This is a genomic window from Amycolatopsis sp. cg13, assembly GCF_041346965.1.
Taxonomy (GTDB): domain Bacteria; phylum Actinomycetota; class Actinomycetes; order Mycobacteriales; family Pseudonocardiaceae; genus Amycolatopsis.
In genome coordinates, this window is sequence record NZ_CP166848.1 from 1,353,109 (window position 1) to 1,376,797 (window position 23,689).

The 23,689-nt window shown below is 69.1% G+C and carries 17 protein-coding genes; 10 read left to right on the forward strand and 7 right to left on the reverse strand.

The annotated features are described in order from the left end of the window. The first annotated feature begins 39 nt into the window (after positions 1-39). The 6 genes from AB5I40_RS06045 (at position 40) to AB5I40_RS06070 (ending at position 7,449) form a co-directional block, all read left to right on the forward strand. Positions 40-1,287 carry a cytochrome P450 gene (locus AB5I40_RS06045; RefSeq protein WP_370937425.1) on the forward strand — a complete coding sequence of 416 codons (1,248 nt, stop codon included), beginning with the start codon at positions 40-42 and terminating at the stop codon, positions 1,285-1,287. A 35-nt stretch (positions 1,288-1,322) separates the two neighbouring features. Next, positions 1,323-2,216 (forward strand): NAD(P)-dependent oxidoreductase, encoded by an 894-nt coding sequence (locus AB5I40_RS06050; RefSeq protein ID WP_370937426.1) that lies wholly within the window; start codon positions 1,323-1,325, stop codon positions 2,214-2,216. 251 nt (positions 2,217-2,467) lie between these two features. Next, the gene (locus tag AB5I40_RS06055) at positions 2,468-3,574 is read left to right on the forward strand and encodes an NDMA-dependent alcohol dehydrogenase (RefSeq protein WP_370937427.1); all 1,107 of its coding nucleotides are present in this window, start codon (positions 2,468-2,470) and stop codon (positions 3,572-3,574) included. A 135-nt stretch (positions 3,575-3,709) separates the two neighbouring features. Beyond that, positions 3,710-4,909, forward strand: a complete 1,200-nt coding sequence (locus AB5I40_RS06060; RefSeq protein WP_370937428.1) for a saccharopine dehydrogenase family protein — start codon at positions 3,710-3,712, stop codon at positions 4,907-4,909. 22 nt (positions 4,910-4,931) lie between these two features. Then, the gene (locus AB5I40_RS06065) at positions 4,932-6,269 is read left to right on the forward strand and encodes an NAD(P)/FAD-dependent oxidoreductase (RefSeq protein WP_370937429.1); all 1,338 of its coding nucleotides are present in this window, start codon (positions 4,932-4,934) and stop codon (positions 6,267-6,269) included. Continuing rightward, positions 6,262-7,449 (forward strand): saccharopine dehydrogenase family protein, encoded by a 1,188-nt coding sequence (locus AB5I40_RS06070; RefSeq protein WP_370937430.1) that lies wholly within the window; start codon positions 6,262-6,264, stop codon positions 7,447-7,449. Before AB5I40_RS06065 ends, AB5I40_RS06070 begins: the two co-directional genes overlap by 8 nt. A 61-nt stretch (positions 7,450-7,510) precedes the next feature. Here the strand turns inward: AB5I40_RS06070 and AB5I40_RS06075 are convergent, their stop codons facing one another. Continuing rightward, positions 7,511-9,250, reverse strand: coding sequence for an MFS transporter (locus tag AB5I40_RS06075; protein ID WP_370937431.1), 1,740 nt, complete (start codon positions 9,248-9,250; stop codon positions 7,511-7,513). Positions 9,251-9,554: 304 nt separating this feature from the next. Here AB5I40_RS06075 and AB5I40_RS06080 point away from each other — a divergent pair, with 304 nt between their 5' ends. Continuing rightward, positions 9,555-10,736: a saccharopine dehydrogenase family protein gene (locus tag AB5I40_RS06080; protein ID WP_370937432.1), complete on the forward strand. Its 1,182-nt coding sequence runs from the start codon at positions 9,555-9,557 to the stop codon at positions 10,734-10,736. 17 nt (positions 10,737-10,753) lie between these two features. Here AB5I40_RS06080 and AB5I40_RS06085 read toward each other — a convergent pair whose 3' ends face one another. Continuing rightward, complete coding sequence (locus AB5I40_RS06085) at positions 10,754-13,078, reverse strand: LuxR C-terminal-related transcriptional regulator (RefSeq protein WP_370937433.1); 2,325 nt, start codon at positions 13,076-13,078, stop codon at positions 10,754-10,756. A 148-nt stretch (positions 13,079-13,226) separates the two neighbouring features. Next, positions 13,227-13,880: a LuxR C-terminal-related transcriptional regulator gene (locus AB5I40_RS06090; protein WP_370937434.1), complete on the reverse strand. Its 654-nt coding sequence runs from the start codon at positions 13,878-13,880 to the stop codon at positions 13,227-13,229. Between the two features lie 376 nt (positions 13,881-14,256). Here AB5I40_RS06090 and AB5I40_RS06095 point away from each other — a divergent pair, with 376 nt between their 5' ends. Then, positions 14,257-14,709 (forward strand): acyl-CoA thioesterase, encoded by a 453-nt coding sequence (locus tag AB5I40_RS06095; RefSeq protein ID WP_370937435.1) that lies wholly within the window; start codon positions 14,257-14,259, stop codon positions 14,707-14,709. A 200-nt stretch (positions 14,710-14,909) separates the two neighbouring features. After that, on the forward strand, positions 14,910-15,518 hold the full coding sequence (locus AB5I40_RS06100; RefSeq protein WP_370937436.1) for a TetR/AcrR family transcriptional regulator: 609 nt from the start codon (positions 14,910-14,912) through the stop codon (positions 15,516-15,518). A gap of 115 nt (positions 15,519-15,633) precedes the next feature. Here AB5I40_RS06100 and AB5I40_RS06105 read toward each other — a convergent pair whose 3' ends face one another. The 3 genes from AB5I40_RS06105 to AB5I40_RS06115 form a co-directional block, all read right to left on the reverse strand. Continuing rightward, complete coding sequence (locus AB5I40_RS06105; protein WP_370937437.1) at positions 15,634-18,726, reverse strand: cytochrome P450; 3,093 nt, start codon at positions 18,724-18,726, stop codon at positions 15,634-15,636. A 92-nt stretch (positions 18,727-18,818) separates the two neighbouring features. Next, complete coding sequence (locus tag AB5I40_RS06110; protein ID WP_370937438.1) at positions 18,819-19,598, reverse strand: SDR family oxidoreductase; 780 nt, start codon at positions 19,596-19,598, stop codon at positions 18,819-18,821. Beyond that, complete coding sequence (locus AB5I40_RS06115) at positions 19,595-20,494, reverse strand: alpha/beta hydrolase (protein WP_370937439.1); 900 nt, start codon at positions 20,492-20,494, stop codon at positions 19,595-19,597. The genes AB5I40_RS06110 and AB5I40_RS06115 overlap by 4 nt, the downstream gene beginning before the upstream one ends. A 924-nt stretch (positions 20,495-21,418) precedes the next feature. Here AB5I40_RS06115 and AB5I40_RS06120 point away from each other — a divergent pair. Then, positions 21,419-22,639, forward strand: coding sequence for a PucR family transcriptional regulator (locus AB5I40_RS06120; protein WP_370937440.1), 1,221 nt, complete (start codon positions 21,419-21,421; stop codon positions 22,637-22,639). Positions 22,640-22,836: 197 nt separating this feature from the next. Here the strand turns inward: AB5I40_RS06120 and AB5I40_RS06125 are convergent, their stop codons facing one another. Continuing rightward, on the reverse strand, positions 22,837-23,688 hold the full coding sequence (locus tag AB5I40_RS06125; protein WP_370937441.1) for an NAD(P)-binding domain-containing protein: 852 nt from the start codon (positions 23,686-23,688) through the stop codon (positions 22,837-22,839). Position 23,689: the final 1 nt, after the last annotated feature.

Sequence of the window (23,689 nt, forward strand, 5' to 3'; positions counted from 1 at the left end):
CGCGCGCATCAGCGTTAGCTACGTCACTGCGGAGGAACGATGAGCACACTCGACGACCCCGGCTTCACAGTCGCCGACCCGCAGCTGTGGGCTGCCGGCCCGCCACACGAGGTTTTCGCCGAAATGCGCGGCAAATGCCCGGTGCACCACTCGGCCGGCATCGCCGGGATGCCCGAGGCCGCCGGTTTCTGGTCGGTCACGAAGGCCGAGGACGTCGCCCGCGTCAGCCGCGACTGGAAGACGTTCTCCTCCCACCGCGAGGGAGCGGTCGACCTGACCTGGCACGGCATGCCCGAGGACCTGGTGGAACTGGCCAAGTCCGACATGATCAACCTCGACCCGCCCCGGCACGACCGGCTCAAGCAGCTTTTCCTCGAGGGTTTCACCCGCGACCGCATCGCGGCCGAGGAGGGCCGGGTCGTCGAGGCGGTCGCGAACGTGCTCGACCGCCTCGACGGGAAAGATTCCTGCGACCTGGTCAACGACGTCTCGAAGCCGATCGTCGCTCGCGTGATCCACGGGTTCATGGGCATTCCCGAAGAGGACGACGCCCGCTGGATCCACAACATCAGCCGCTACATCGCCCTCGAGGACCCGCATTTCAACCCCGGCGGGCTCGAGGAGTGGCTGACCGTCTTCATCCCCGACCTGATCGGGCAGTGCGTGGCGCTGGTCGAGGACCGCAAGGCCAACCCGGGCGACGACCTCATCAGCATCCTGGTCGGCGCCGAGGTCGAAGGCGACAAGCTCACCGACGACGAGATCATCGCGGGCATGCTGCTGCTGTTCGCCGCGGGCAACGACAGCACGATGGCGACCTACACCAGCGCGATGATCGCGCTGATGGAGAACCCGGGCGAACGCCGGAAAGTCCTCGACGACCCGTCGCTGGTGCCGAACGTGGTCGAGGAGGCGCTGCGGATGTTCCCGGCGTTCGCGCTGATGCGCCGCACCGCGACCAAGGACGTCGAACTCGGCGGCGCGCGGATCAAGGAAGGCGACTCGGTCGTCATGTGGTACCCGTCGGCGAACCGCGACGAGGACCGTTACGAGGACCCGGACCGCTTCGACGTGACCCGGAACCCGGAACACCAGGCCTTCGGAGCGGGCGGCAGGCATTTCTGCCTCGGCAACGCGCTGGCCCGGCTGGAACTGCGCGTGATGATCGAGGAAACCCTCAAGCGCTACCCCGAAATGGAAATCGCCGGAGACGCGCCGTTCACCGCGTCGTTTTTCGCCAACCAGCGCCAATCCCTCCCGGTACGCCTCGGTCCCCGCAAGGCCTGACCCGCCCGATTCACGAGAAAGAACGCGGAGAATCCATGACTGACACCTCTTCAACGACGAAGACCTACGACGTGGCCGTCCTCGGCTGCGGGCTGCTGGGATCCGCCCTCGCCCGCAACTTCGCCGCCAAGGGCCACCGGACCGCCGCCTGGAACCGCACCCCCGCCAAGGCCCAAGCACTCGAAGCCGACGGCGTGCGCGCAGTGGCGGACATCGGCGAAATCGTCCGGTCCTCGAAACTCGTCGTGGCTGTCACCTCCACCTACGCGACCACCAGCGAAGCCATCGCGGCTGTCTCCGACTGGACCGGGACCACCCTGGTCAACGTAGGCACCGGCACGCCCTCCGACGCGGAGGAACTGAAGGCGTGGGCCGACGCCCGCGGCATTCGCTACATTGACGGTGCGGTGCTCTGCTACCCGCAGCAGGTCGGCACTGACGAGGGCATGGTCCTCTATTCGGGCTCCGCCGAGGCATGGGCCGAGCACGAGCAAACCCTGACCGCACCTGGGCCGTACTCCATGTTCGTCTCGGACAACGTGAAGGCGGCGAGCGTTCTCGACGCCGCGATCATCGGCGGGTTCTACTCCGCGGCGCTCAGCGCGTACGTCGAAGCATCCACCTATGCGCTCGACCAAGGCGTCGACCCGGAGACGCTGAACGCGATCAGCGAGCTGGCGTTCCAGACCCTGGCCACTACCGGCAAGGAGGCGGTGGCAGCCATCGCGAGCGGTCAGCACGAGACCGAGACCGCCACGCTCAGCGTCTACGCCGAAGGCTGCCGAGCCACGGTCGGCGCCATGCAGTCGGCGGGCCACAAGGCCCGGCTGCTCGCCGCGGCCGTGGAAAACCTGACCGAGGCCGAAAAAGCCGGTCTCGGCAGTCTCGGGTTCTTCGCCTCGACGAAGATCGCCCGCGCCTCCTCCTGACCCCAGGCTTAAGCGGGCAGCCGCAGCCCGCTGTCCGTGCGCCCGTTCATCGGGTCGTGAGGGGAACCCTGAGGGAATCTGATTCTCTCAGGGTTCCCCTCACAGACCGGAAACCCGCACCCGCGGCGCCGGCCCCGCGAAGCGCGCCCGGCTCCCCCGTCCGGGCATTCCCCGCCCGGCGAGGGCCGAAAGCGGGCATGTCCGGCCTAGATTCGCCGTCCCCAACGCACGAGCCAATCCGAGGAAGCGCAATGAAAACCACTGCCGCGGTGCTGACCGAGGTCGGCAAGCCCTTCGAAATCGTCGAACTCGACCTGGCCGGCCCGAAGGAGGGCGAGGTTCTCGTCCGCTATTCCGCCGCGGGCCTGTGCCACTCCGATCTGCACCTGCTGAAGGGCGATTTCCCTTCCCGGCTCCCGATTGTCGGCGGCCACGAGGGGGCCGGCGTCGTCGAGGAGGTCGGCGCGGGCGTCACCAAGGTCAAGCCGGGCGATCACGTGCTGGCGAGCTTCATCCCGAGCTGCGGCGAATGCCGCTGGTGCCGCAGCGGCAAGCAGAACCTGTGCGACCTCGGGGAAAACCTCCTCGATGGGCAGCTCCCGGACGGCACCTTCCGGTTCAAGCTGAACGGCGAGGACGCGGGCGGCATGTGCTCGGTCGGCAGTTTTTCGCAGTACGGCACGCTTTCTCAGCACTCGGTCATCAAGATCGACGGGTCCCTTCCCCTCGATCGCGCGGTGCTCACCTCCTGCGGCGTACCGACCGGCTGGGGCACCGCGGTCAACGTGGCGGGCGTGCGCCCCGGCGACACGACGGTGATCTACGGCGCGGGCGGCGTCGGCATCAACGCGGTCCAGGGCGCGGCCGCGGCCGGCGCCAAGTACGTCGTCGTCGTGGATCCGGTGGAGTTCAAGCGCGAGACCGCGCTGAAGCTGGGCGCGACGCACGCGTTCGCGGACGCGGACCAGGCGCTGGAGTCGGTGTGGGAGATGACCCACGGCCAGGGAGCCGAGTCGGCGATGGTGATCGTCGGCGACGTGAACCCGGAGGTCGTCACGGCCGCGTTCACCGTCGTGGGCAAGGGCGGCACTATCGCGATCACCGCCATGGGCCCGTGGGACGACCTGAGCGTTCAGCTCCCCGCCGCGCAGCTGGCGATGTTCCAGAAGACGGTCAAGGGCTGCATTTTCGGCCAGTTCAACCCGCAAAGCGACGTCCCGCGGCTGCTCGGCCTCTACGAGACCGGCAAGCTCAAACTGGACGAGCTGGTCACCCGGGAATACCGCCTCGAAGAGGTCAACCAGGGCTACGACGACCTCCTCGCCGGCAAGCTGATCCGCGGCGTCGTGACCTTCTAGCCGGGACAGCAGTGGCGGAACGACATGCCGGACAAGGAAAGTCCGCTCGCGTGCCGTTCGCCACTGCTCCCCCAGGCGGGCACACTGCCTCCGTCGCGACCGCCCGCACGCCCGTTCGCCCGCCACGATGCGGCCATGACTTCGACAGTTTCCGCGCACGGCGCCAAGCACGTTCTGGTGACCGGTGGCGCTGGCGAGATGGGCGCGTACGCGTGCGGCGTGCTCGCCGGCGCCACCGAGATCGAGAGCCTCGTCATCGCAGACCGGGACGAGGAGAAGGCCGCCCGGCTCGCGGCCAAGCTCGGGTCGAAGGCGACCGCGCTCGCGCTCGACATCTCGGACTCCGAAGCATTGGCGAAGGCGCTCTCCGGCGTCGACCTCGTACTCAACTGCGCCGGCCCGTTCTACCGGTTCGGCCGTGAAGTGCTCAGCGCCGCCATCGCTGCCGGCACCGACTACCTCGACATCTGCGACGACTGGGAACCCACCCTGGAGATGCTCGAGCTGGACGACGCCGCCCGCGCGGCCGGCGTCACGGCGGTCATCGGCATGGGAGCCAGCCCCGGAACGAGCAACCTGCTCGCGGTCTTGGCGATGTCCGAATGCGACACCGTCGACCGCGTCTACACCTCGTGGCGCGCTTCCGCGGCGCACTTCCCCCGGCCCACCGCCGGGCAGCAGTTCCCGGAGGCGACCGCCGCCATCGAGCACTGGGTGCACAACTGCACCGAGCCGATCAAGATCTGGCGCGACGGCGGCTTCGTGGACGCGCACGCGCTCGAAGAGCTGACCCTCGCGTATCCCGGCTGGGGCGAGGACCCGGTCTGGGTGTGCGGGCACCCCGAACCGCTGACCCTGCCCAGGGTCCGCCCGGAGGTGCGGGAGTCCCTGAACGTGATGAGCGCGCGCCGCGGCCTGATGGACGCGATCACCCGCATCGCCGAGCGCGTCCGTTCCGGTGAGCTGAACGTCCGGCAGGCGTCCGACGAACTGCTGCGGCAGCCGAACCTCAGCGGCAAGGCCGCCGGGCCGTCTCCGAGCCTGCCCAGCAACATCTTAGCCGTCGCGGAGGGCGTCAAGGACGGGTCCCGCGTGCGCGTCGGCGCGCAGGCATTGGTGCAGCCAGAGGGAAACATGGGCGAGATGACCGGCATCCCGCTGGCCGTGGCCGCGCTGATGTCGGCGCGCGGCCAGGTCGCCAAGCCGGGCGTGCACGGCCCCGAAGGCGCGATCGACCCGAAGGTCTTCTTCACCGATCTCGCGCGGTTCGCGCCCGAACCGCCCGCGCCCGGCACACAGGTGTACGAGGTCGTCACCGACGTTCTCGGCAACTGATCGATCGAATCGAGGGACCACAATGGACAACGCGGGCGGATCGTCCGTCACTTACCTCTCGGGCACCGGCTGGGTCGACCGGCCGGAGGTCCTCGAACCGGCTTTGTCCGGCGAAACGACGTGCGACGTCGCAGTCATCGGGGGTGGGCTCGGCGGGATGGCAGCCGCGCTCCGGCTCGCCGAACTCGGCCGGGACGTCGTGCTGGTCGAGGCGGACCTGTGCGGCTGGGGAGCCAGCGCGCGCAATGCCGGGTACATCACGCCGACGCTGGGCAGCGATCCCCGGATCCTGAAGGCCTTCTACGGCGACCGCGTGCGCGGCTTGTACCGGTTCGCCAGCAACGCCGTGAGCCACACCGAGGACCTCATCGACGGCCACGAGATCGAGTGCGGCTACCGGCCGACCGGCAATGTCGCCGCCGCGCCGACCGTCGCCGCGTTCCGCAAGATGGCAGCGCATGCCAAGCCTGGCCGCCGATCTGTCGTGGGCGACGCCCAGCAGCTAGGCGTTCCCCCGGCGTTCCCGGGCGGCCTGCACATCAAAGTCGGCGGAACCGTCAACCCGGGTCAGCTCGCGCTCGGCGTTCGCGAGGCGGTTCGCGCGTCGAATGTCCGCGTGTTCGAGCAGAGCCCGGTCACGAATGTGGCGGACACCGGTGACGCCGTCCGGATCGACCTTCCTGGCGGAAGAATCCGTGCCGGCCAAGCGATCCTGACCGTCAACGCGTTCGCCAACCAGCTGCCGATCACGCCGCGGAACCTCAGCACACCGGTGTGGGTCACCGCCGTCGAGACGGAGCCGGTCTCCGAGGCGCAATTGGACGAGGCGGGGTGGACAAGCCGGGTTCCCATCACGACGAACCATTTCGTGATGCAGAGCTTCCGGACCACGAACCGCGGCACGATCGTCTTCACCACCCGCAGCCTGCAGACCGCGCGCCGGGCGCGCGCCGACCGGATGCCCGACCAGTCGGTCGTCGACGACCTGATGCGCGGCTTCCGGGAACGCTTTCCCACCTTGGCCGGCCTCGCACCGGCGCGCGCCTGGGGCGGCTGGATCGGGCTCACCCCCTCCAACATGGCCGTCGCGGGACAAGCGAGCCCCCGGGTGCACTACTCGCTGGCCTGCAACGGCCACGGGCTTCCCCAAGCGCCGTACCTAGGCACCCTGCTCGCCGACCGGCTCTGCGACAAAGGCACGCACGACGATCTGGCCGCTGTCTGGCGGGAGTCGCCACGATTCGCTCCCGGCGTCGTGAACCCGCTGACGCTGCGCCTTGGCTGGCTCGCCGACCGCGTGCTCGATCGAGCCGACCAGCTGTTGAACCGCAACCAGATTCGAAGGAGCACCCGTGTCTGACCAGAACCCGCCACTTGGCACCGTGATCATCGTCGGCGGGGCCGGCGCGATGGGCCGCTGGGCCGTGCGCGGCATCGCGAAGCTCGGCTCAGCCCGCAAGCTGCTGATCGCCGACATCGACGTGGCACGTGCCCAGCAGGTGGCCGACGAGGTGGGCGGGCCGTGCGCCGCGGTGCGCCTGGACGCCACCGACCCGGCTGCGCTGAGCGAGGCGTTCGCGGACTGCGACGTCGTCCTCAACACCATGGGCCCGTTCTCGAAGTTCGCCCGGCCGATCGTGGAAGCGGCCGTCGAATGCGGCTGCGACTACCTCGACATCGACGACGACTGGGAATCCACCGTCGAGGCGTTCGAGTTCGACGCCAAAGCACGGGAAAAAGGCCTGCGCATCGTGAAGGGCATCGGCGGCAGCCCCGGCATCTCCAACCTCGCCGCAGCGCTGGCCGCCAGCCGTCTCGACAAGGTCACCGAGATCTTCACCGGCTGGTCGATGCGCGGCGCCGTGCTCGAAGACGAACCCGCCTACCCTTCGGCCGGAGGAGCCGGCGCGGCGGTCGAGCACTGGCTGATCCAGATCAGCGGCTCGATCCGCGCCTACCGCGACGGCGCCGAGAAAGACATCGAGCCCATTGCTCCGGTCGAACTGCTTTACCCGGGCAAAGGCCAGGTTCAGGCCTACACAGTCGGGCACCCGGAGGCGATCACGCTGCCTCGCTACTTCCCCACGGTCGTGAACTCGACCAACCTCACGTCCGGTCCGGCCTGGGTCTTCGACCACGCCCGCTCCGTCGCGGCGGACTACGACGCGGGCCGGGTGACCCTCGCCGAGGGTGCCAGCAAGCTGGAAGACATGCCCGGGCCGCCCGAAGGCACCCCGCGCACCCGCGACCCGCTTCACCAGGTGTGGGCGCTGGCCCGGGGAGAACGCGACGGCGAAGCCCTGGCGGTCTCGATCGAGCCCGCGTCCATGCCGCCGGGCAAGATGGGCGGCGGCACCGGCGCGGCGCTGGCCGTCGGGCTCGAACTGCTCCGCCAGGGCCGCATCGCCAAGCCGGGCGTGCACGCACCGGAAGGCGTCATCGAACCGCGGGACTTCTTCTCCGTGTTCCTGGAGTTCGTCGAACCGGCCGTGGACTCGGTCGACGATCTGCTGATCGTCCACGAAGGACCGATCTCCTGAGCGCAGCGGAAAGCCCCGGCCGCGATCGGCCGGGGCTTTCCGCTGTGGCGAGGCGGACTGGTCAGTCGCTGGCACCCACCAGCAGGCTGAACCCGTGCGGGTGCCGCAACCGGGACACCAGCGTCGCCACGATGACGAGCACCGGGAAGACCAGCGTGATCCAATACCCGTAGGTGTACACGTCCGCGAGCGGGAAATGCGTGCCGTCGAGCAGCAGGTCCGAAGTGCTCAGGTTCACCTGGCTCGCATAGTCCGTATACGCCTTCACCGCCGCCGGAGAACCGCTCGCGGCCTTGGTCCCGAGTTCGGTCAGCACCGCCGCGTCGACGGACTGGTAGACAAAGCCCGAAGCGTTCTGCACCACGGTGATCACCGCCGCGCCGACCGCGAACCCGATGGCCATGACGGTGCCCGGCATGCCCGCCGCCATGCCGGCGCGCTCCTCGGGCACGACGAACTGCGGCACGGCGAACGCGCCGCTGTAGCCTGCCCGGCTGCCGAGGCCGACGATGCCCGAACCGACGACGTATTCCCACACCTGATCATGCGCGACGGCAAGGAAAACCAGGCCGACCGCGCAGATCACCGCTCCGGCGACCAGCACCACTCCGGGCCGTCCGCGCGCGACGAACCGCTCTGAAACCTTGCCGGACAGGAACATCGTCAGCGCGAACGGCAGCATCACGAGGCTGGTCGCGAGCGGGCTGAAGTTCAAGCCGTACTGCGCGACGTGATCGGGCCACCCGGCGCCCGCCGGCAGGCTCACGCCGCCGACCGGGAACGGGTTGGGGAGATTGCCGTGCAGCATCGCCGGGTCGTTCGGGTTCTGCAGGTAGTAGTTGACGAGCACCAGGAACGCGGCGTCGACACAGCCGAACAGGCCGGCCGACAGGCACGCCGTGGTGACGAAAGGCTTGCGCAGCAACGCCAAGTCGAAGGTCGGTTTCGAGGACTTGCGCTCGGCGAAGACCCACCCGACCGCCAGCACGAGGCCGAGCAGCAGAACCAGGTCGGCGTGCTTGCCGATCGCGGTGTCGGGAGGTGCGCTGAAGCCGAGAAGGATGATCGCGACCCACGCGATCAGCCACACGGTCCCGAAGATGCCGATCCGCCCGCGGGACTCCGGCGGCGAGTTCGGCACGATCGCCAGGAGACCAATGGTCGTGAGCACGAAAAGACCCGCCAGCACATAGAAGAACGGCGCGATCGACTGGTGCGGGATGACTGGTGCCATCGTCGTCGGATCGAGGGTCAGCCGGTCCGGCACCGGCCACAGCTTCAGCGAGACGCCCCCGCCGACCATGCCCAGCACGACGCCGGTGCCGGTGGCCATGATCAGCACGGTGACCGCCGTCGAGACGGCGTTGCCGCCCAGGTGCCGGCGAAGGAAGCTCAGCGGCACCAGCTGCGCCGCGCCGCCGAAGCCCATCAGCGCCGAGCCCACGACGAGGGCGACGTAGCTGTCGGCCACCGCCGCGATCAGTGCGCCGCCGGCGAGGAATCCCCCGGACAGCAGCGAAACGGTGCGATCGCTCAGCACGTCGGTCATGCGCGGGATCAGCACGAACCCGGCGCCGCCGCCCAGGGTGAGAGCGGTGAACACCCACGTCGCGGCGGTCACCGAGTTCTGCGCGTAGCTGATCGTGATGAGCGGCAGCAGCGGGGGCAGCATGAAGGCCACCGCGTTGGTCACGGTCGCGAGCACCGCGGCGATCCCGATCAGCGCGGCGCGATTGGGCGCGGACCGCGCCCCGACGTCTGCGGCGGCGGAAAGGCTCGCCGGCTCTTGCATATGAGTCATCGTCGATCCCGATCTGTCGAGTGGCTCACTGGTGGCGGACAAGGTAGGAGCGGCCCCGAACCGGGCAGGCTGCCGGACTCGCGAAGTGACCGGATGGGGGATGCCGCTGGCCGCGCGTCCTGCCGCAAAGCGTGCGAGACAGGTCAGAACTGCCGATATCCGGCAACCTCCGGGAGCCGGGACAAGACCGCGGTTCGCCGCTGCCGCGCGGACGATGCGGCGGACCTGCGGCCGGAATCCCCCGAGCGGGCGTAGAACGCCTGCGCCGGCTCGCCGGGCCTGCCGCGCGCCCGACCATGGCCGCATGACGAACTCCTCCACGAACCGCCGCGGGCGCAAGCGGATCCTCGTGGCCGGCGGCGCCGGCGAGATGGGCGCCTACGCCTGCCGCGCTCTCGCCAAAGCCGACGAGGTGGAATCGGTGCAGGTCGCCGACCGCGACCAGGACCGCGCCGCCCGGCTCGTCGCCGAACTCGGCCCGAAGGCCCAGCCGCTGGAACTCGACATCTCCGACGCCGACGCCCTCCACGACGCACTGACGCCGGTCGACATCGTCCTCAACACCGCCGGGCCGTTCTACCGCTTCGGGCGCGAGGTGCTCACCGCGGCGATCGCGACCAGGACGAACTACCTCGACATCTGCGACGACTGGGAGCCGACGCTCGAAATGCTCGGGCTCGACGACGCCGCCCGCGCCGCGGGCGTCACCGCGGTGATCGGGATGGGCGCCAGCCCCGGCACGAGCAACCTTCTCGCCCTGCTGGCGATGAACAAGTGCGACACCGTCGACCGCGTCTACACCGCCTGGCGCGTCGGAGCCCTGCCCTACCCGACCGCCGAAGACCCCGACCCGAAACCGAATGCCGCTCTTGAGCATTGGGTCCACAACTGCACCGAACCCATCAAGACCTGGCGCGACGGCGGGCTCGTCGACACCTATGCGCTCGAGGAGATGACGCTCGCCTACCCCGGCCGCGAAGCAGGTTCCGTCTGGGTCTGCGGGCATCCCGAGCCGCTCACGCTCCCACGCGTCCGCCCTGAGGTACGCGACTCGCTCAACCTCATGGTGGCTCGCCGGGGCCTGATGGAAGGCATGATCCGCGTCGCCGAGCGCGTGCGCGCCGGCGAGCTGGAGGTCACCGGCGCGGCCAAGCAGATTCTCCGCGAACCGAACACCGGGGGTGCTTCCGCGGGCCCGTCCCCGACGCTGCCCAACCTCTTCGCGGTCGCCGAAGGAACCAAGGACGGCAAGGGAATCCGGGTCGGTGCGCGGCCGATCGTGCTGCCCGACGCGAACATGGGCGAAATGACCGGATACCCGCTCGCCGTCGCCACGCTGATGATGGCCCGCGGCACGGTCGGCAAACCCGGCGTGCACGGGCCGGAGAGCGCGGTAGACCCGGACGCCTACTTCGCCGAACTGTCCCTGCTCGTCGAAAACCGCCCCGCCGGACCGGTCGTCGAGGTCGTCTCCGAGGAGATCTGACGGCGTTCGGCACCGCGTCACCGCGACGGCCGCACCATCCAGTTCGCGATCTGGGTCCGGGTCGAAAAGCCCAGCTTCGCGAGGATGCTCTCCACATGCCCTTCCGCGGTCCGCAAGGAGATCACCAGCTTCTTGGCGATCTCCTTGTTCGACAGCCCTTCGGCGACGAGTTCCGCGACCTCGCGCTGACGCCGGGTCAGCACTGATGCGTCCGCCGGAACCGGCTCCGAGCCGCTGTCCGGCGAAACGTCGAGCAACGCCAGCGCCACGATCTCCGAGCGCGGCTGCTCGGCCCCGCGGGCGAAGGCTGCCTCGAACCGCTCGTCCCCGAGTTCGCTCCGCGCCGCGGATTCGTACTTCTCCCGCTGCGGGCCGAACTGCCGGGCGCCATCGCCGGGATGCGGGGCGCCGACGGCTTGCCACAGCGTCTCCGCACCGCCGAAGAGCATCGCCGCGCGCTGGCCGTCCCCATTCGCCGCGGTCGCGCACGCTAGCTGCTCCATGGCGAAAGCCATGCCCAGTGTGTCGTGGAACGTCCACTTGATCCGCAGCGCAGCGCGCAAATCCGATTCGGCACGGCCGACGTCGCCCTCCAGCAATTCGGCGAAACCCCTCCCCCACAACGCGTACGAGAGATTCCACTGGTCGCCGTTGGCTTTGCAGTGCTCGAACAGTTCGGCGAACAGTTCGGCCGCGCGGCGGACCTCGCCCATGCGCAAGTGCGCAGCTCCCAGCTCGACTCTCAGGCTGTCCGGGTACTGGGAATTCGCGCCGGCCCGCTCGTACAACTCCAGCGCCTCAGTCAGCACCGGCACCGCGCTGGCAGGATCGGAGGACACCACGAGCCGCATCCCGATCACATGCGTGGCGTACGCGAGCGCAGCTGTGTCGCCAAGCTGCCGGGCGAGGTCACGAGCCTGCTCCGGCGCGGCGGTGAGCGCGTCCTGATCGCCCAAGAAGGCGCCGACGTAGGCAGCGGTCGCCAAGGCCCAGGCTCGTTCGTGACTCGGCTCCTTGTCCAACGCCAGCCCGCGCTCCAGCCAGAGCCGCCCCTCGGACACCGACGTGATGGCTCCCCAGAACCAAGGGATCGCGGCCAAGCGCAAGCCGACTCGCGCTTCGCCCGGCACGGAGAAGGAGAACTCCAGCGCCCGACGAAGATTGGCGTGCTCCGCAAGGACCTGGTCAGTCCATTTGTGCTGCTGCGGGCCGACCCATTTCTCGCCCGCCGCTCCGAAGAGCTTCAGGCACCAGTCGCGATGCCGTCGCTCCAGGCGGGTCCGCTCCTCAGCCTCCGCGAGCTGGGATTGCCCGTACGCACGGACCGTTTCGAGCATCCCGAACCGAGCGTGTCGCGCGTGCAAGTCGCGAGTGAAGATCGACTTGTCCAGCAAACCGGCGACGGTGTCGAGGATGGCCTCCCGCGGCAGCTCCGGGTCCGCGCAGACCTCCTCCAGCGCCTCGGTGTCGAATCCGCCCGCGAACACCGAGGCACGGGCCCACAAGAGCCGCTCCGCCGGCGTGCACAGGTCGTAGCTCCAGTCGACGAGTGCCTGCAGCGTCCGATGCCGCTCCGGCATGTTGCGACTGCCCTCGCGCAGCATCGCGAAGCGGTCGTCGAGCCGGCTCACGAGATCGTCGATGGACAGCACTCGCAGCCGCGCCGCGGCAAGCTCGATCGCCAGCGGAATGCCGTCGAGCTGGTGGCACAGCCGCACGACTGCCGCTTCGTTCTCCGCGGTAAGGGCGAAACCGGGCACCGCGGCCGCCGCGCGCTCGGTCAACAGCGCGACGGCCGGGTAGTGCGTCGCCGCACCCGGCGTGATCGGCTCCTCCGGGTCCGGCACCGGCAAGGGCGGCACCGAAAAAACGTGCTCGCCCGCGATCTTCAAGGAGTGCCTGCTGGTTGCCAGAATCCGGACATCGGGCGCCGCGCGCAGCACCGCGTCCGCGAGGTCGCCGACCGCCGCCACCAGATGCTCGCAGTTGTCGAGGACGAGCAGCATCCGCGAGGTCCGCAGCTGATCGCACAGCGCCTCGACCGGTTCGCGCGCGGACTGCTCCCGGACGGCCAGTGCGCCCAGCACCGCGTGCGGCAGCAGGGCCGGGTCCTCGAGAGCCGCCAGTTCGACCAGGCACACACCGTCGGGGAACGCTCGCCGCGCATCGCCCGCGACTCGGTACGCCAGCCGGGTCTTGCCGACCCCGCCGATCCCGATGAGCGTGACCAACCGCGCCGCGGCGATGAGCTGCCGGACCGCGGTGAGGTCGTGCCGGCGGCCGACGAAACTCGTGAAGTCCGCCGGTACGGTCGTCGGCGATCTTCCTTGCGGTGAAGCCATGGGCATCCTGCGTGTATCGGTGGCCGGGACGCGCGTCATCGTACGTCTCCGGTTCCCTGCTCACCAGGCATCGGAACCGGGACGGCGCCCAGTGCACCATTGCCCGAATTGTCCGCCATTCCCCGGGCGGACCGCGCTGCACGCGGGATCAGGCGACGAGCCCGAGTTCTTGCGCACGGCTGGCGGCCTGCGCCCGGTTGCGGACGCCGAGCTTGCGGTAGACCGCGCTCGTGTGCTGTTTGACGGTGTGCCGCGAAAGGTTCAGCGACAGGGCCATTTCCGGATTGCTCAGGCCGGACACCAGGTGCTGCAACACGTCCAGCTCGCGCTTGGAAAGCTGCACCGGCAAGGGCACGGTTTCCTTCGGAAACACCCGCTCGCCCTCCGCGACGCGTTTCACCGAATCGACCAGCACCGCGGTCGGCATCTGCTTGGGCAACGCCGCGACGGCGCCGTTCACCAGGGCCAGTGCCGCGGACACCCGCCCCTCAGCCGACATCAGGACGACCCGGACGTGCGGCATCCGCGCGTGGAACGCCCGGCACAGCTCGAGCCCGGACCGGCCGGGCAGCGACGTGCTCACCAGGACGAGCTGCGGCTGGTACCGCCGCGCCACCTGCCAAGCCAGGTCGGCCGTCGCGACCCCGAGGCACGACACCACCCACGGTTCGTCGTGCAGCACCGCCCGCAGCCCGGCTTGCAGCAATTCGTGTTCCTCGACGATCAACACCCGCTGCGCCTGACATCGGTCGTCTGGGATCTCCCCGGCCGCAACGGGCCGTTCCATGGCCATGACTGTCATCCGGGCACCTCCGGCTGCTCGTGCGGTCAACGCCGACCCACGGGATGGCTCTCTCTCCAGTGCCGCGCGGGGCGCCGCACCACCCGCCTCGACGGGGCGAACCATCTACCTGTGATCTGAATCATCGCTGGTAGCCGCCGGATGAACACCCGGGGAACTACCCGGGTAGTACCTGTCCCCCGGTACCCGCTGGGGGTGCTTCACAGCCGCAGCGTCGGGGTTGGCACCAAGCCGGGCACTCATCAGGGTGTCGCACGCACCCGCGCCGAGGCGGAACCTCTCCCCGACTGCGTCCGGCTGGGGGATGCGTCCCCCGACCGGGCAGAGAACCCGCCCGCCACCCGGACAACGCGTTCGATCTGATTACTGTGCGTCCATGTGGCGAAGCGACTATCAACTCCGGCCCCACGAGATAGACGCGCTGGGCCATCTCACCGCGACCGCCTATCTCGCCTTGCTGGAGGAAGCGCGCGCCGCGTGGCTGGTCAAAAGTCTCGGCACACCACACCCGCCGTGCGTCCTCCGGTCCCAGCACATCGACTACCGGAGCGAAATCACGCCCGCGGACGGCACCGTGACGGTGACCCTGGCAGTCCTGGAACTGGGCACGTCGAGCGTGCTGATCTCCGAGGGAATCTCGGCAGGCGGAACCATCCGCGCGAAGTCGGAGGCGGTGCTCGTCATGTGGGACGAACAGCGCCGCACCGCTCGCCCGATGACCGAGCACGAGCGCTCGTCGCTGGCAGCCTTCATCCCGCCGGACAGGCGAACCTCGACCCGGGAATACGCGAGCAGGGAGAGCTTCCGCGAGGCTTCGGCGAAGGGCTGAGCGATAAAAACCGCTTCGCATTCAGCACGGAGCACGGCCACGCAGGCAGGTCAGTCCGCGTTAAATGGACTGCTTTCGCGGAAGAATCCTCATCTGCGGCTGGAATGTGAACCGGCCCGGCACTGAGTGCGCCCTAGTAACCTGGTGGTTACTTGTTCGAGCGTCCGGCCAGGGGGCGCAGGTCGTTCCCAGGAGGGCTCGTGGCACGGATTTCCGCGGCGCAGCGGCGCCAGGACTTCGTCAACGCCGCCGTCGAGGTCATCGGGAAGCACGGCATCGACGGGGCGACCACCCGGCGGATCGCCGAGCAGGCAGGCGCCAATCTGGCGATGGTGCATTACTGCTATGACTCGAAAGAGGCCCTCTTCGCCGACGTCTACAAGTTCGTGGTCGGCGAATTCCGCGTGCTGAGTTCGAAGGTCGACCCGAGGGCCACCCTGGAGGAGGCGGCCCGCAAGATTCTGCGCGACGTCATGGAGTACTACGTCGATTCGCCGAGTTTCGCGATTTCGGCGCTGGAACTCATCACCTGGGCGCGGCACCAGCACGAGGACAGCGGGACCGAGCTGTACGACCAGGCGCTCGAAGGAGCACGCTCGACGCTGCGGAACGCGGCCGGAGACCGCCCCGTCGACGAGGAGACGATCGGCGAGATCGTCTCGGCGATCGCCTGCCTGTCCGACGGTTTCGCCGTCCGCTGGACCACCTGCGGCGACCGTGCCTTCGCGGAGAAGGAGATGAAGCTCGCGGACTCCCTGCTCGAAAGCTGGCTCACGGCCCGGCTGGGCACCGCGTCCGTCGCAGGGTGAACCGCTAGCGAAACGGCCCACCCGAACTGGTCCGCGGAACAGCGAAGCAAATCCGACTTGGCACGAGGCGCCCCGCATTGAGCGCTGGTGCCCTCGACACCGATGGCGCCGCAGATCAGCGGCGCCGTGCGACCGGCACTACGTAACGAGCGAACAGCAGATCACGGACCACGTCGTCGCCGCCTTCCACCAGTCCGACGCACCTCAGGTCGCGGACCAGCTTCTCGATCGGATGGTCGTGCGTGTAGCCGAGGCCGCCGAACATCTCCGAGCCGATGGTCGCCACCTGCCACCCAGCTTGGCCGCAGTACATCTTCGCGGCCAGTGCCGAGCGCAACGTCCCGGCGCGGTATAGCTGCGCCTGATCCTTCGCCGCCATCCGGTCGAACTCGGCCGCGGCGGCTCGGCATTGATTGCGCATCACGTCGATCAGCATCTCGATCTGCCCGAGTTTGCCGGCGAAAACGGCGTTGTCCGCCAATGGAGCGCCTTTGACCTGCTTGCCGGCCGCGTACTCCATGGCCAGGTCGCGAACCCGGCGGGAGGCCCCGATGGCCGTGGCGGCGATCAGGACCCGGCTGGCGTTCAGGCCGACCTCCAGATTGCGCAAACCGTTGCCGGGCAGGCAGTTCTCCGCGGGCACCGTGCAGTCGCGCAGTCGTACCTGGTAGGTCGCCGAGCCTCGGACGCCGACCGTGGACCACCGTTTGACGATCTCCAGCCCGGGGGTGTCCCTCGGCAGCAGGATCACGCGCCAGGCAGCCTCGTTCTCCGCGTCTCTCGCCACCGCGAGCAAGAAGTCCGCGGCATCGGCGTTCGCGCAGAAGTACTTGTCGCCGTTGACGATCGTTTTGCCATCGACCCGCGCGTAGGTGGCCGCGGTCCGGGCCAGCTCGCTGCCCGCCTGCTCCTCGCTGACGAGGATTCCGCAGACACCTCCGTCGCGCACCAGTCCTTCCAGGTACGGCCGGGCGAAATCCGCGTCCCCCGCGTACCGCAGGATCGTCGTGCCGAGGATGGACAGCAGCGAGCCGAAGGCGAACCCGGCGTCCCCGTAGGCCAGTTCGGACACGATGTCCACGCTTGCTTCAAGGGACATACCGGGACCGCCGAGGTCAGTCGGCAGCCACCAATTCGCCAGTCCGGCGTGGTGCAGCCGGGCCGACTCGGCAGTCGGCGCCTCCGGCAGGCTGTCGAAGTGCCGTTCCTTGCCGACGATGTCCGAGTGGACGAAGTCCCGTATCCGGCCGAGAAACTCGGTCGTTGCCATTCTTCCCAACCTCCTCGCCGGGCAACCGGCGTGACGTACTTCAGTCGTTGTCGCACGGGCCCACAGGGCCTCCCGGATCGGCCGGCGCGGGCGGCCCAGTCCCGGCGTCGCGTTCGTCATTTCGAAGGTTCGAGCAGGAAAACGCGTATCCCGCGTTCGGCGCGAGCCGCGGTGACCGGCTGTGTCTCTCCGTCCGGAACCGCCGTCGAGGACCCGGGCCGTGGCGGGAACAGCGCCGAGCGCCTCGACAAGGACGTCGACCTGCCGGGTCTCCATCCGATGCAGTTCGGTGTTGATGGCCTGCTCGCGCTCGTCTCCGGCGAGGGCGAGAACAGCGGGGTCGAAGTCGCCGACGGCGAAGTGATGATGGTAGTAGCCGTCGGTGGCGCCGAGTTCCAGGTTGATGGGGTCGTCACGCTTGTTGTCGTAGTAGTCGAACGCGGCCTTGTCGAGGTCAGTGCGCAACGTGAGAACGCGGTCGGTCGTCATGTCTTTTCTCCCTGTGTGTCGACTGGAAGCCGGATCAAGCGGGAAGCCGTTGTGCGGAACTGCACCGGCCCGCATGCGAAGCCCGTTCGGGCGCAGGGTGGTCTTGGCGACTGCGCGGACCTCCTGTCCTGGCAGGTGCTGCAGTCTCCAGCGCGCGGTGATACCGGCCAGGGCGAGAGTGACCTCGGTCAAGGCGAAGTTGTCGCCGAGACATTTGCGCAGGCCCGAGGCAAAGGGAAGGAATGCCTCGCGCGCGGGCCGGGCGTTCGGCGAGGTCCATCGGCCGGGATCGAAGGATTCGGGGCGGACATAGAGATCGCTTCGGTAGTGGACCAGGTGCGGGGCGAGGAGAATGTTGGTGTTGGCACGCAGAAGGTATTCGCCGAGACGGACGTCTTTGGTGACGATCCGCGTGCTTATCCAGGTGGGCGAATAGAGCCGCAACGTTTCGAGGACGACGCAGCGGGTGAATTCCAGTCGCGGCAGGTGCTCGGCGGTGACGACGCCGCCGGCCAGGACGGAGTCGACTTCGGCGCGCAACCGTTCGGCGACGGCCGGATGGCAGGCCAGCAGATGCAGTGCCCAGGCCAAGGTGATAGCGGCGGTCTCCGACCCGGCCACGATGAAGAGGATGAGCTGGTCGGCGATTTCGCTGTCGGTCAGGCCATCGCGCGCGGCCGCTTCTTCGCTCGCGGGTTCGTGGGCCGCCCGCAACGCGGACAGCAGGTCCTCGCGTCCGGTTCCGTCGGCGCCGCGCTTCGCGATGATCGTCTCGACGAGGCGCCGCATGGCGGCGAGAGCCTGGCGGTACCGGCGGTTGCCGGGGGTGGGAATCCTGTTCAGCCAGGCCGGCGTGACGGTCTGCCGGAAAACACCCGCCAGGACGACCGTGATGTCCTCCATGGCGCGTTCCATGTCCTCGGGCGACAGCGCGCTGGAGAACATCGTGTCCAGCGTGACTTTCATCGTGAACCGGAGCATCTCGTCCAGCACGTCCAGGACCTGGTTGTCCTGCCAGGAATCGACCATCGCGCCGATCTGCGCGGTCATCGTCCGGGCGTATCCGGGAAACCGGTCGTGATGGAAGGCCGGTTGAGTCAGCCTCCGCAAGCGGCGATGGTGGGTGCGGCGGCTGGTCAGCATATTGGCGGGGGCCACTTTTCGAGCGCTGTCCATGAACGGGCCGCCCTTGTCGAACGTGCGGTCGTCGAGGAGGACCTGGTGCGCCAGGTCCGGGCTGCACACCACCACCAGCGAGACGCCGCCGACGCGGACCCGCACCAGGTCGCCGTGGGCGGGCAGGGAAGCCAGGAATCCCACCGGATCCCGCAGCAACGGCAGCAGATTTCCCAGAACCGGCAGGCTCCCCGGCGCGGCGGGAATCGAAGCCGAGGGTGTTATGGCGGCTTCGTCCGTCGCGTGGTTCCTTCGCTGGTCATCAGGTGCCATGTGCCGAGCCTTCCGAGCGGACGAACGCCGTCGATGCGGAGCGGGGCGGCCGGTCACGCCGTCCCCGGCCTTTTCCGTGTCGGAGTGCCGGGTCATAGGGGCTCCGGGCGAGGCGAAGGGAGCGGAGCGGCCAGCAGGCCCCCGTCGACGACCACGGTCTGCCCGTTGATCCAGCTCGCCGCCGAGGAGGCGAGGAAAACCGCCACCTGCGCCATTTCGCGCTGGGTGCCCAGACGCCCCAGAGGGGTGAGCTGGCTGATCGAAGCGAAAAGTTCGGGAGAGTGCGGCAAGCGGGAGGCGATCTCGCTCTCGAGGACTCCGCCCGAGGCCGCGTTGGCCCGGATACGGCGCGGCCCGAGTTCGGCCGCCAGGTAGCGGGTCAGGCTCTCCAACGCGGCCTTGGAAGGGCCGAGGCCGCCGTATCCGGGGAGGGCGAACGCCGCGCCGTGGGCGGAGATGTTGACGATCGCCGCGCCGGGGGGCATGAGCGGCGCTGCCTGGAGAGCGCACCACATCGGCCCCCACCAGTTGGTCGCCGCCGCCCTGGCCAGGCCTTTGGCAGTGACACCGTCGAGATAGGACAGTTCGCCGCTGGCGGCATTGTTCACCAGGACGTCCAGCCGGCCGTGCTGTTCGCCGACGGCGGTGAACAATCGCTCGACAGCGTCCTGGTCAGTGACGTTCGCCCGGATCAGTTCGGCTGATCCGCCGTCGGAGAGGATGCGCGCGAGCGTCGTCTCGGCCTGCTTGGCGTCACGGCAGTAGTCGAGGATGACGTGGGCGCCGCCCTTGGCCAGGAGAGCGCCGATTTCCGCGCCCACGCCTCGTCCGCCCCCGGTGATCAAGGCGATCTTGCCGGTGAAGTCGTTCACAGGGCCGGCCTCCGTGCTGGAAGATGGGACCGGACCCCGGCGGCCAAGTCCGCGATGGCCTCATCGGCGGAGCCGCACAGACCGCCGAAAAGGTGGAACGCGTGCCACCGGCCGGGATAACGGCGGTGTTCGATGTGCGCGCCTTGCTGGTGCGCCCGCCGCGTGAGCCGGTCCGCGTCGTCGGCAAGGAGGTCGTCGCCGGCCGAATGGAGGACCAGCGGCGGCAGCCCGGCCAAGTTTCCGAGGAGCGGGGACACCAGCGGATCGGTCGCGTCGGTGGTGTATGCCTCGGCCCAGCGCGCCAGTGCGTCGGGGGTCAGAAGTGGCTCGCGGGGTGCCGTGCCGCGAAGCCGCGCTCCCTCCGCGGTGAGATCGAGCCACGGGCAGATCATCGCCACCGCGGCGGGCGGCTCCCCCGCCGCGTCGCGGACCGCCATGGCCAGTGCCAAGGCGAGCCCGCCCCCTGCGGAGTCACCGGCCACAACGATCGGTTCCCCCGACGCCGACAGCGCGCGGTAGACGGCCAAAACGTCGTCCAGAGCGCAGGGAAAGGAATGTTCGGGAGCCAGCCGGTAGTCCGCCGAGAACGTACGCACCGCGCACGCGCGGGTCAGGCGGGCCACCATCGACCGGTGGCCTTTCGGCGAACCGAGCACGTACCCGCCGCCATGCAGGTAGAGAAGGATTCCGCGCGGCGCGGGACTGTCGTATTCGATCCATTCGCCACGGATCCCGCCTTCCGAAGCAGCACGGATCCGGGCCTGTCGCGGCGGCCGGAGAAACCCCGCCACCATCTCGGATCTGCGTCGCTGTACCGGTATTGGCAGCCCCGGAGCCAGCGCGATCCGCCCCATCTGCCCGGCCGCCCAGCGAACATTCCGCGAAGAGAACCGCATTGCGCCTCCTTGGCCGTGCCGAGAACATGAACGCAACGGCCGCCGACCTCCACCACGAACAACACGCAGACCCGCTCCAGGGCGAGCGCACGGTCGACACGGAAGAAATCGCAGGCCAGCATCGTCGACGCCTGCGTGCGCAGAAACTGCCGCCAGGCCGCGTCGTCCTGCCGGTCCGGCACGGAAGGCATCCGCGCCCGCTTCAAGACCCGCCGGATCGCCAGGCGTCCTCGGCGTTCACGGTGTCCGCGGAAGCGGCAGAGACCAGCTTCATCGGCGATCCCCTTGTTCGGCATGTCCTGGCTGGACAGTTGTCTGGCTTCGCATCGTCGTCCGCCGCCGCGCGCGGGACACCCGTGGAACTACCTGTTCGCGGCACCCGGCTCCCCGCACCGGCCGGGAATCCGCCCGGCCAGGCTGCCCGGCCTTCCGGACAGGGCAGATCGCGAGCCGACGCCGCTCGATGAGCCGGGTTCCACGGCACCGCCGGACAGGCGTGCCATGGCGCGAAGCGCAGCTTCGTCGAGAACGCCGAGCACCTCCGCGGAGCCTTCGTCAAACCCGGGACCAGCAACAGGTCCCCGACGCTTTGCGGCGTTCGTCTGGATTTCGCGCACCGGCCTCACCGCTGGCGCCCGACAATTGCCTCCGACCTCGCGATGCTGCCGCGGAACATCATGACGCCGTCGCCGACAGGCCCGGCCGGGAGCACGAGCCGTGGAGAATGAACGGCTGGCTCCGCGCGCGGCGACGCCAGCCGATTACGCCAAGCCGACCCGGGATGGCCGAGAGCAGGCGTTCTGCCAGGTCGGGCCCGGTACCGGGCCGCGGCGCGGCAGCCCTGCCGGGCACCGGCCGAGATCGGCGCCTGATCGTGCGCGCCGAACTGGACGGACCCGCGCCGGGTGGCGCTACACTGCGGCCGTGGACTCAGGCTGGCCGCGACCGGGTCGGCACATCGCCGAACTGATGCGGGACGCCGCCGAGTGCCTCCTGGAATCGAGGAGCGCGGCGATCGACGAGGTGGTGGCCGCCGCCCACCGAGGAGCCGAGTACCGCGCGATGCTGGAGGATCCGCAGCTCGCAGCGGCCGACCGGCACATGAGCAAGGCTTACTTCAGGCACTGGCTGTCGGCCACGCTGCAGGACCCCGGAGCGCGAGTCGAGCCGTGCGCCGACCCGGAGGTGCTGCAGTTCGCCCGCGATCTGGTGCGGCGCGGCCTGGACATGCACGATCTCGGTTCGTGGCGGGGCGCCCAGCACGGGGCGTGGGCGCTGTGGGTCGACGCTTGTTTCGCGACGACGGCCGTCGTCGACGAGCTCCGCGACCTGATGAAAGCGTCCGAGCGGTCGATGACGACCTTCATCGACGATTCGATCGCGGCGCTCGACGAGTACGTCGAACAGGAACGGGCGAAGCTCGCGCAGGGCGCCAGTGCCGAACGGCACTCCACCGTTCAGCTCTTGCTCGAAGGCGCGCCGATCGGCCGGGCGCTCGCCGAATCGCGCCTCGGGTACGCGCTGGCGGGCAATCATGTCGCCGCGATCATCTGGAGCGACTCCGCCGACGAGGTCACAGGTCTCGACGCAGCTGCCGAAGCGGTGACGAAGATATGCGGAGCCTCGTACCGATTCACCCTGAACTCCAGCACGACCACGCTGTGGGTATGGGTCCCGGCGGATGCGGTCCCGCCGGCCGAGACGGCGGAGGCCGCCATGGGCGGCCTTCCGGGAATCCATGTCGCGTTCGGGCGTCGGGGGCGGGATCTCGACGGTTTTCGCCGGAGCCACTTGGATGCCGCCGCCGCGCAGCGGCTTCTGGCGCGGATCGGCTCGACGCGTCGCGTTGTCCGCTACGAGGACGTCGCCTTGGTGTCGGTGCTCACGGCCGACATGACACAGGCCGATCAGTTCGTCACCGACACCCTGGGCGACCTCGCGACCGCCGACCCGGTGCTGCGGCAGACGGTGCTGACCTACGTCCGGGAACGGTTCAACGGCTCCGCAACCGCGGAGCGGATGTTCACGCACCGCAACACCATCGAACGGCGGCTGGCCCGCGCCGATCAGCTGCTGCCGGCGCCGCTCGCCGACAACGCCGCGAGCGTCGTCGCCGCGCTCATGCTCGTGCAATTGCGGGGCTGAGGCGTGGCGCCCGCTGCGGCCGGCAGCCCACGGGTCGCGTTCATTGCCAGGTAACCGGCGAGGCCACCGGCACTGCGAGCGCCGCTGATGGACGTGCCGATCGAGATCAGCGGCAGTCACCGCTGCCCGAGTCCGCGCGATCGGGCGGGAAGGCTCACCCTGTGGCGATGAACTTCGTCTGGGCCGCGAAGCCGAGGTCACCCAGTCCGGCATCGACGGCTACGTTCAGGTTCTCGATCGCGGCCAAGAACACCCGGGGGGTTCAGCCCGGTTTCCTTCGCGATGTCGATGGCTCCGTCCAAGGCTTGGGCGTAGGTGGCGATCGTTGCTTGATCCGTTGTGAAATCACCGCTGGCAATGGCCGTTGCGACCCGCGCCGTCTCGGCCTGAATGGACCCGAACGCGGCAGGCGTCAGGGTTTCGAGAAAGGCCTGATCAACTCCTTGCCCGAGCATGCAGGTCGCCGCCTCCACATAGGCACTGACGGCCGGGACCAGGAACATGCCGACAAGTCCTGTGTTCAGCACACTGGCGATCTTGACGTCCGAGGACACCCGGACAGACACTGGAGTCAGCAAGGTCAGGCTCTCGCTGTGCTCGGACCTGGCGGTTTCGGATCCGGAGCAGAGGATCGCCGTCCCCTCGGTGCCGATCTGTTCCGGATATCCGAGGATCGACCCCCAGACCCCGAAAGTTTCGAGGTCTGATGGGGCTGCGCTGCCCACACTGACGAGCGTGATGCCGGTCAAGTCCGACACGGGCTCGAGGGCCACGAGGGCGCTGTCGTATGTGGTGAGGCACGCCAGGACCAGCGGCGCGGCATGGACGGCGCCGTCGATCTCCCGCACGGGCGCAATCGCGGTGCTGGCCAGTGCGTCTGCTCGGTGGTGCGTGCGGTTCCAGCCAGCGACGGACTTGCCACCGCCGGCGAGCGACCGCGCGAGCGCGGATCCCATCAGCCCGCAACCGAGAACTGCGACGTCATGCGAGGTGGTCCTCTCCGTTTGTTCTCCATCTCTTCGATGATGTGCGCGCGGTGCCGACTGCACA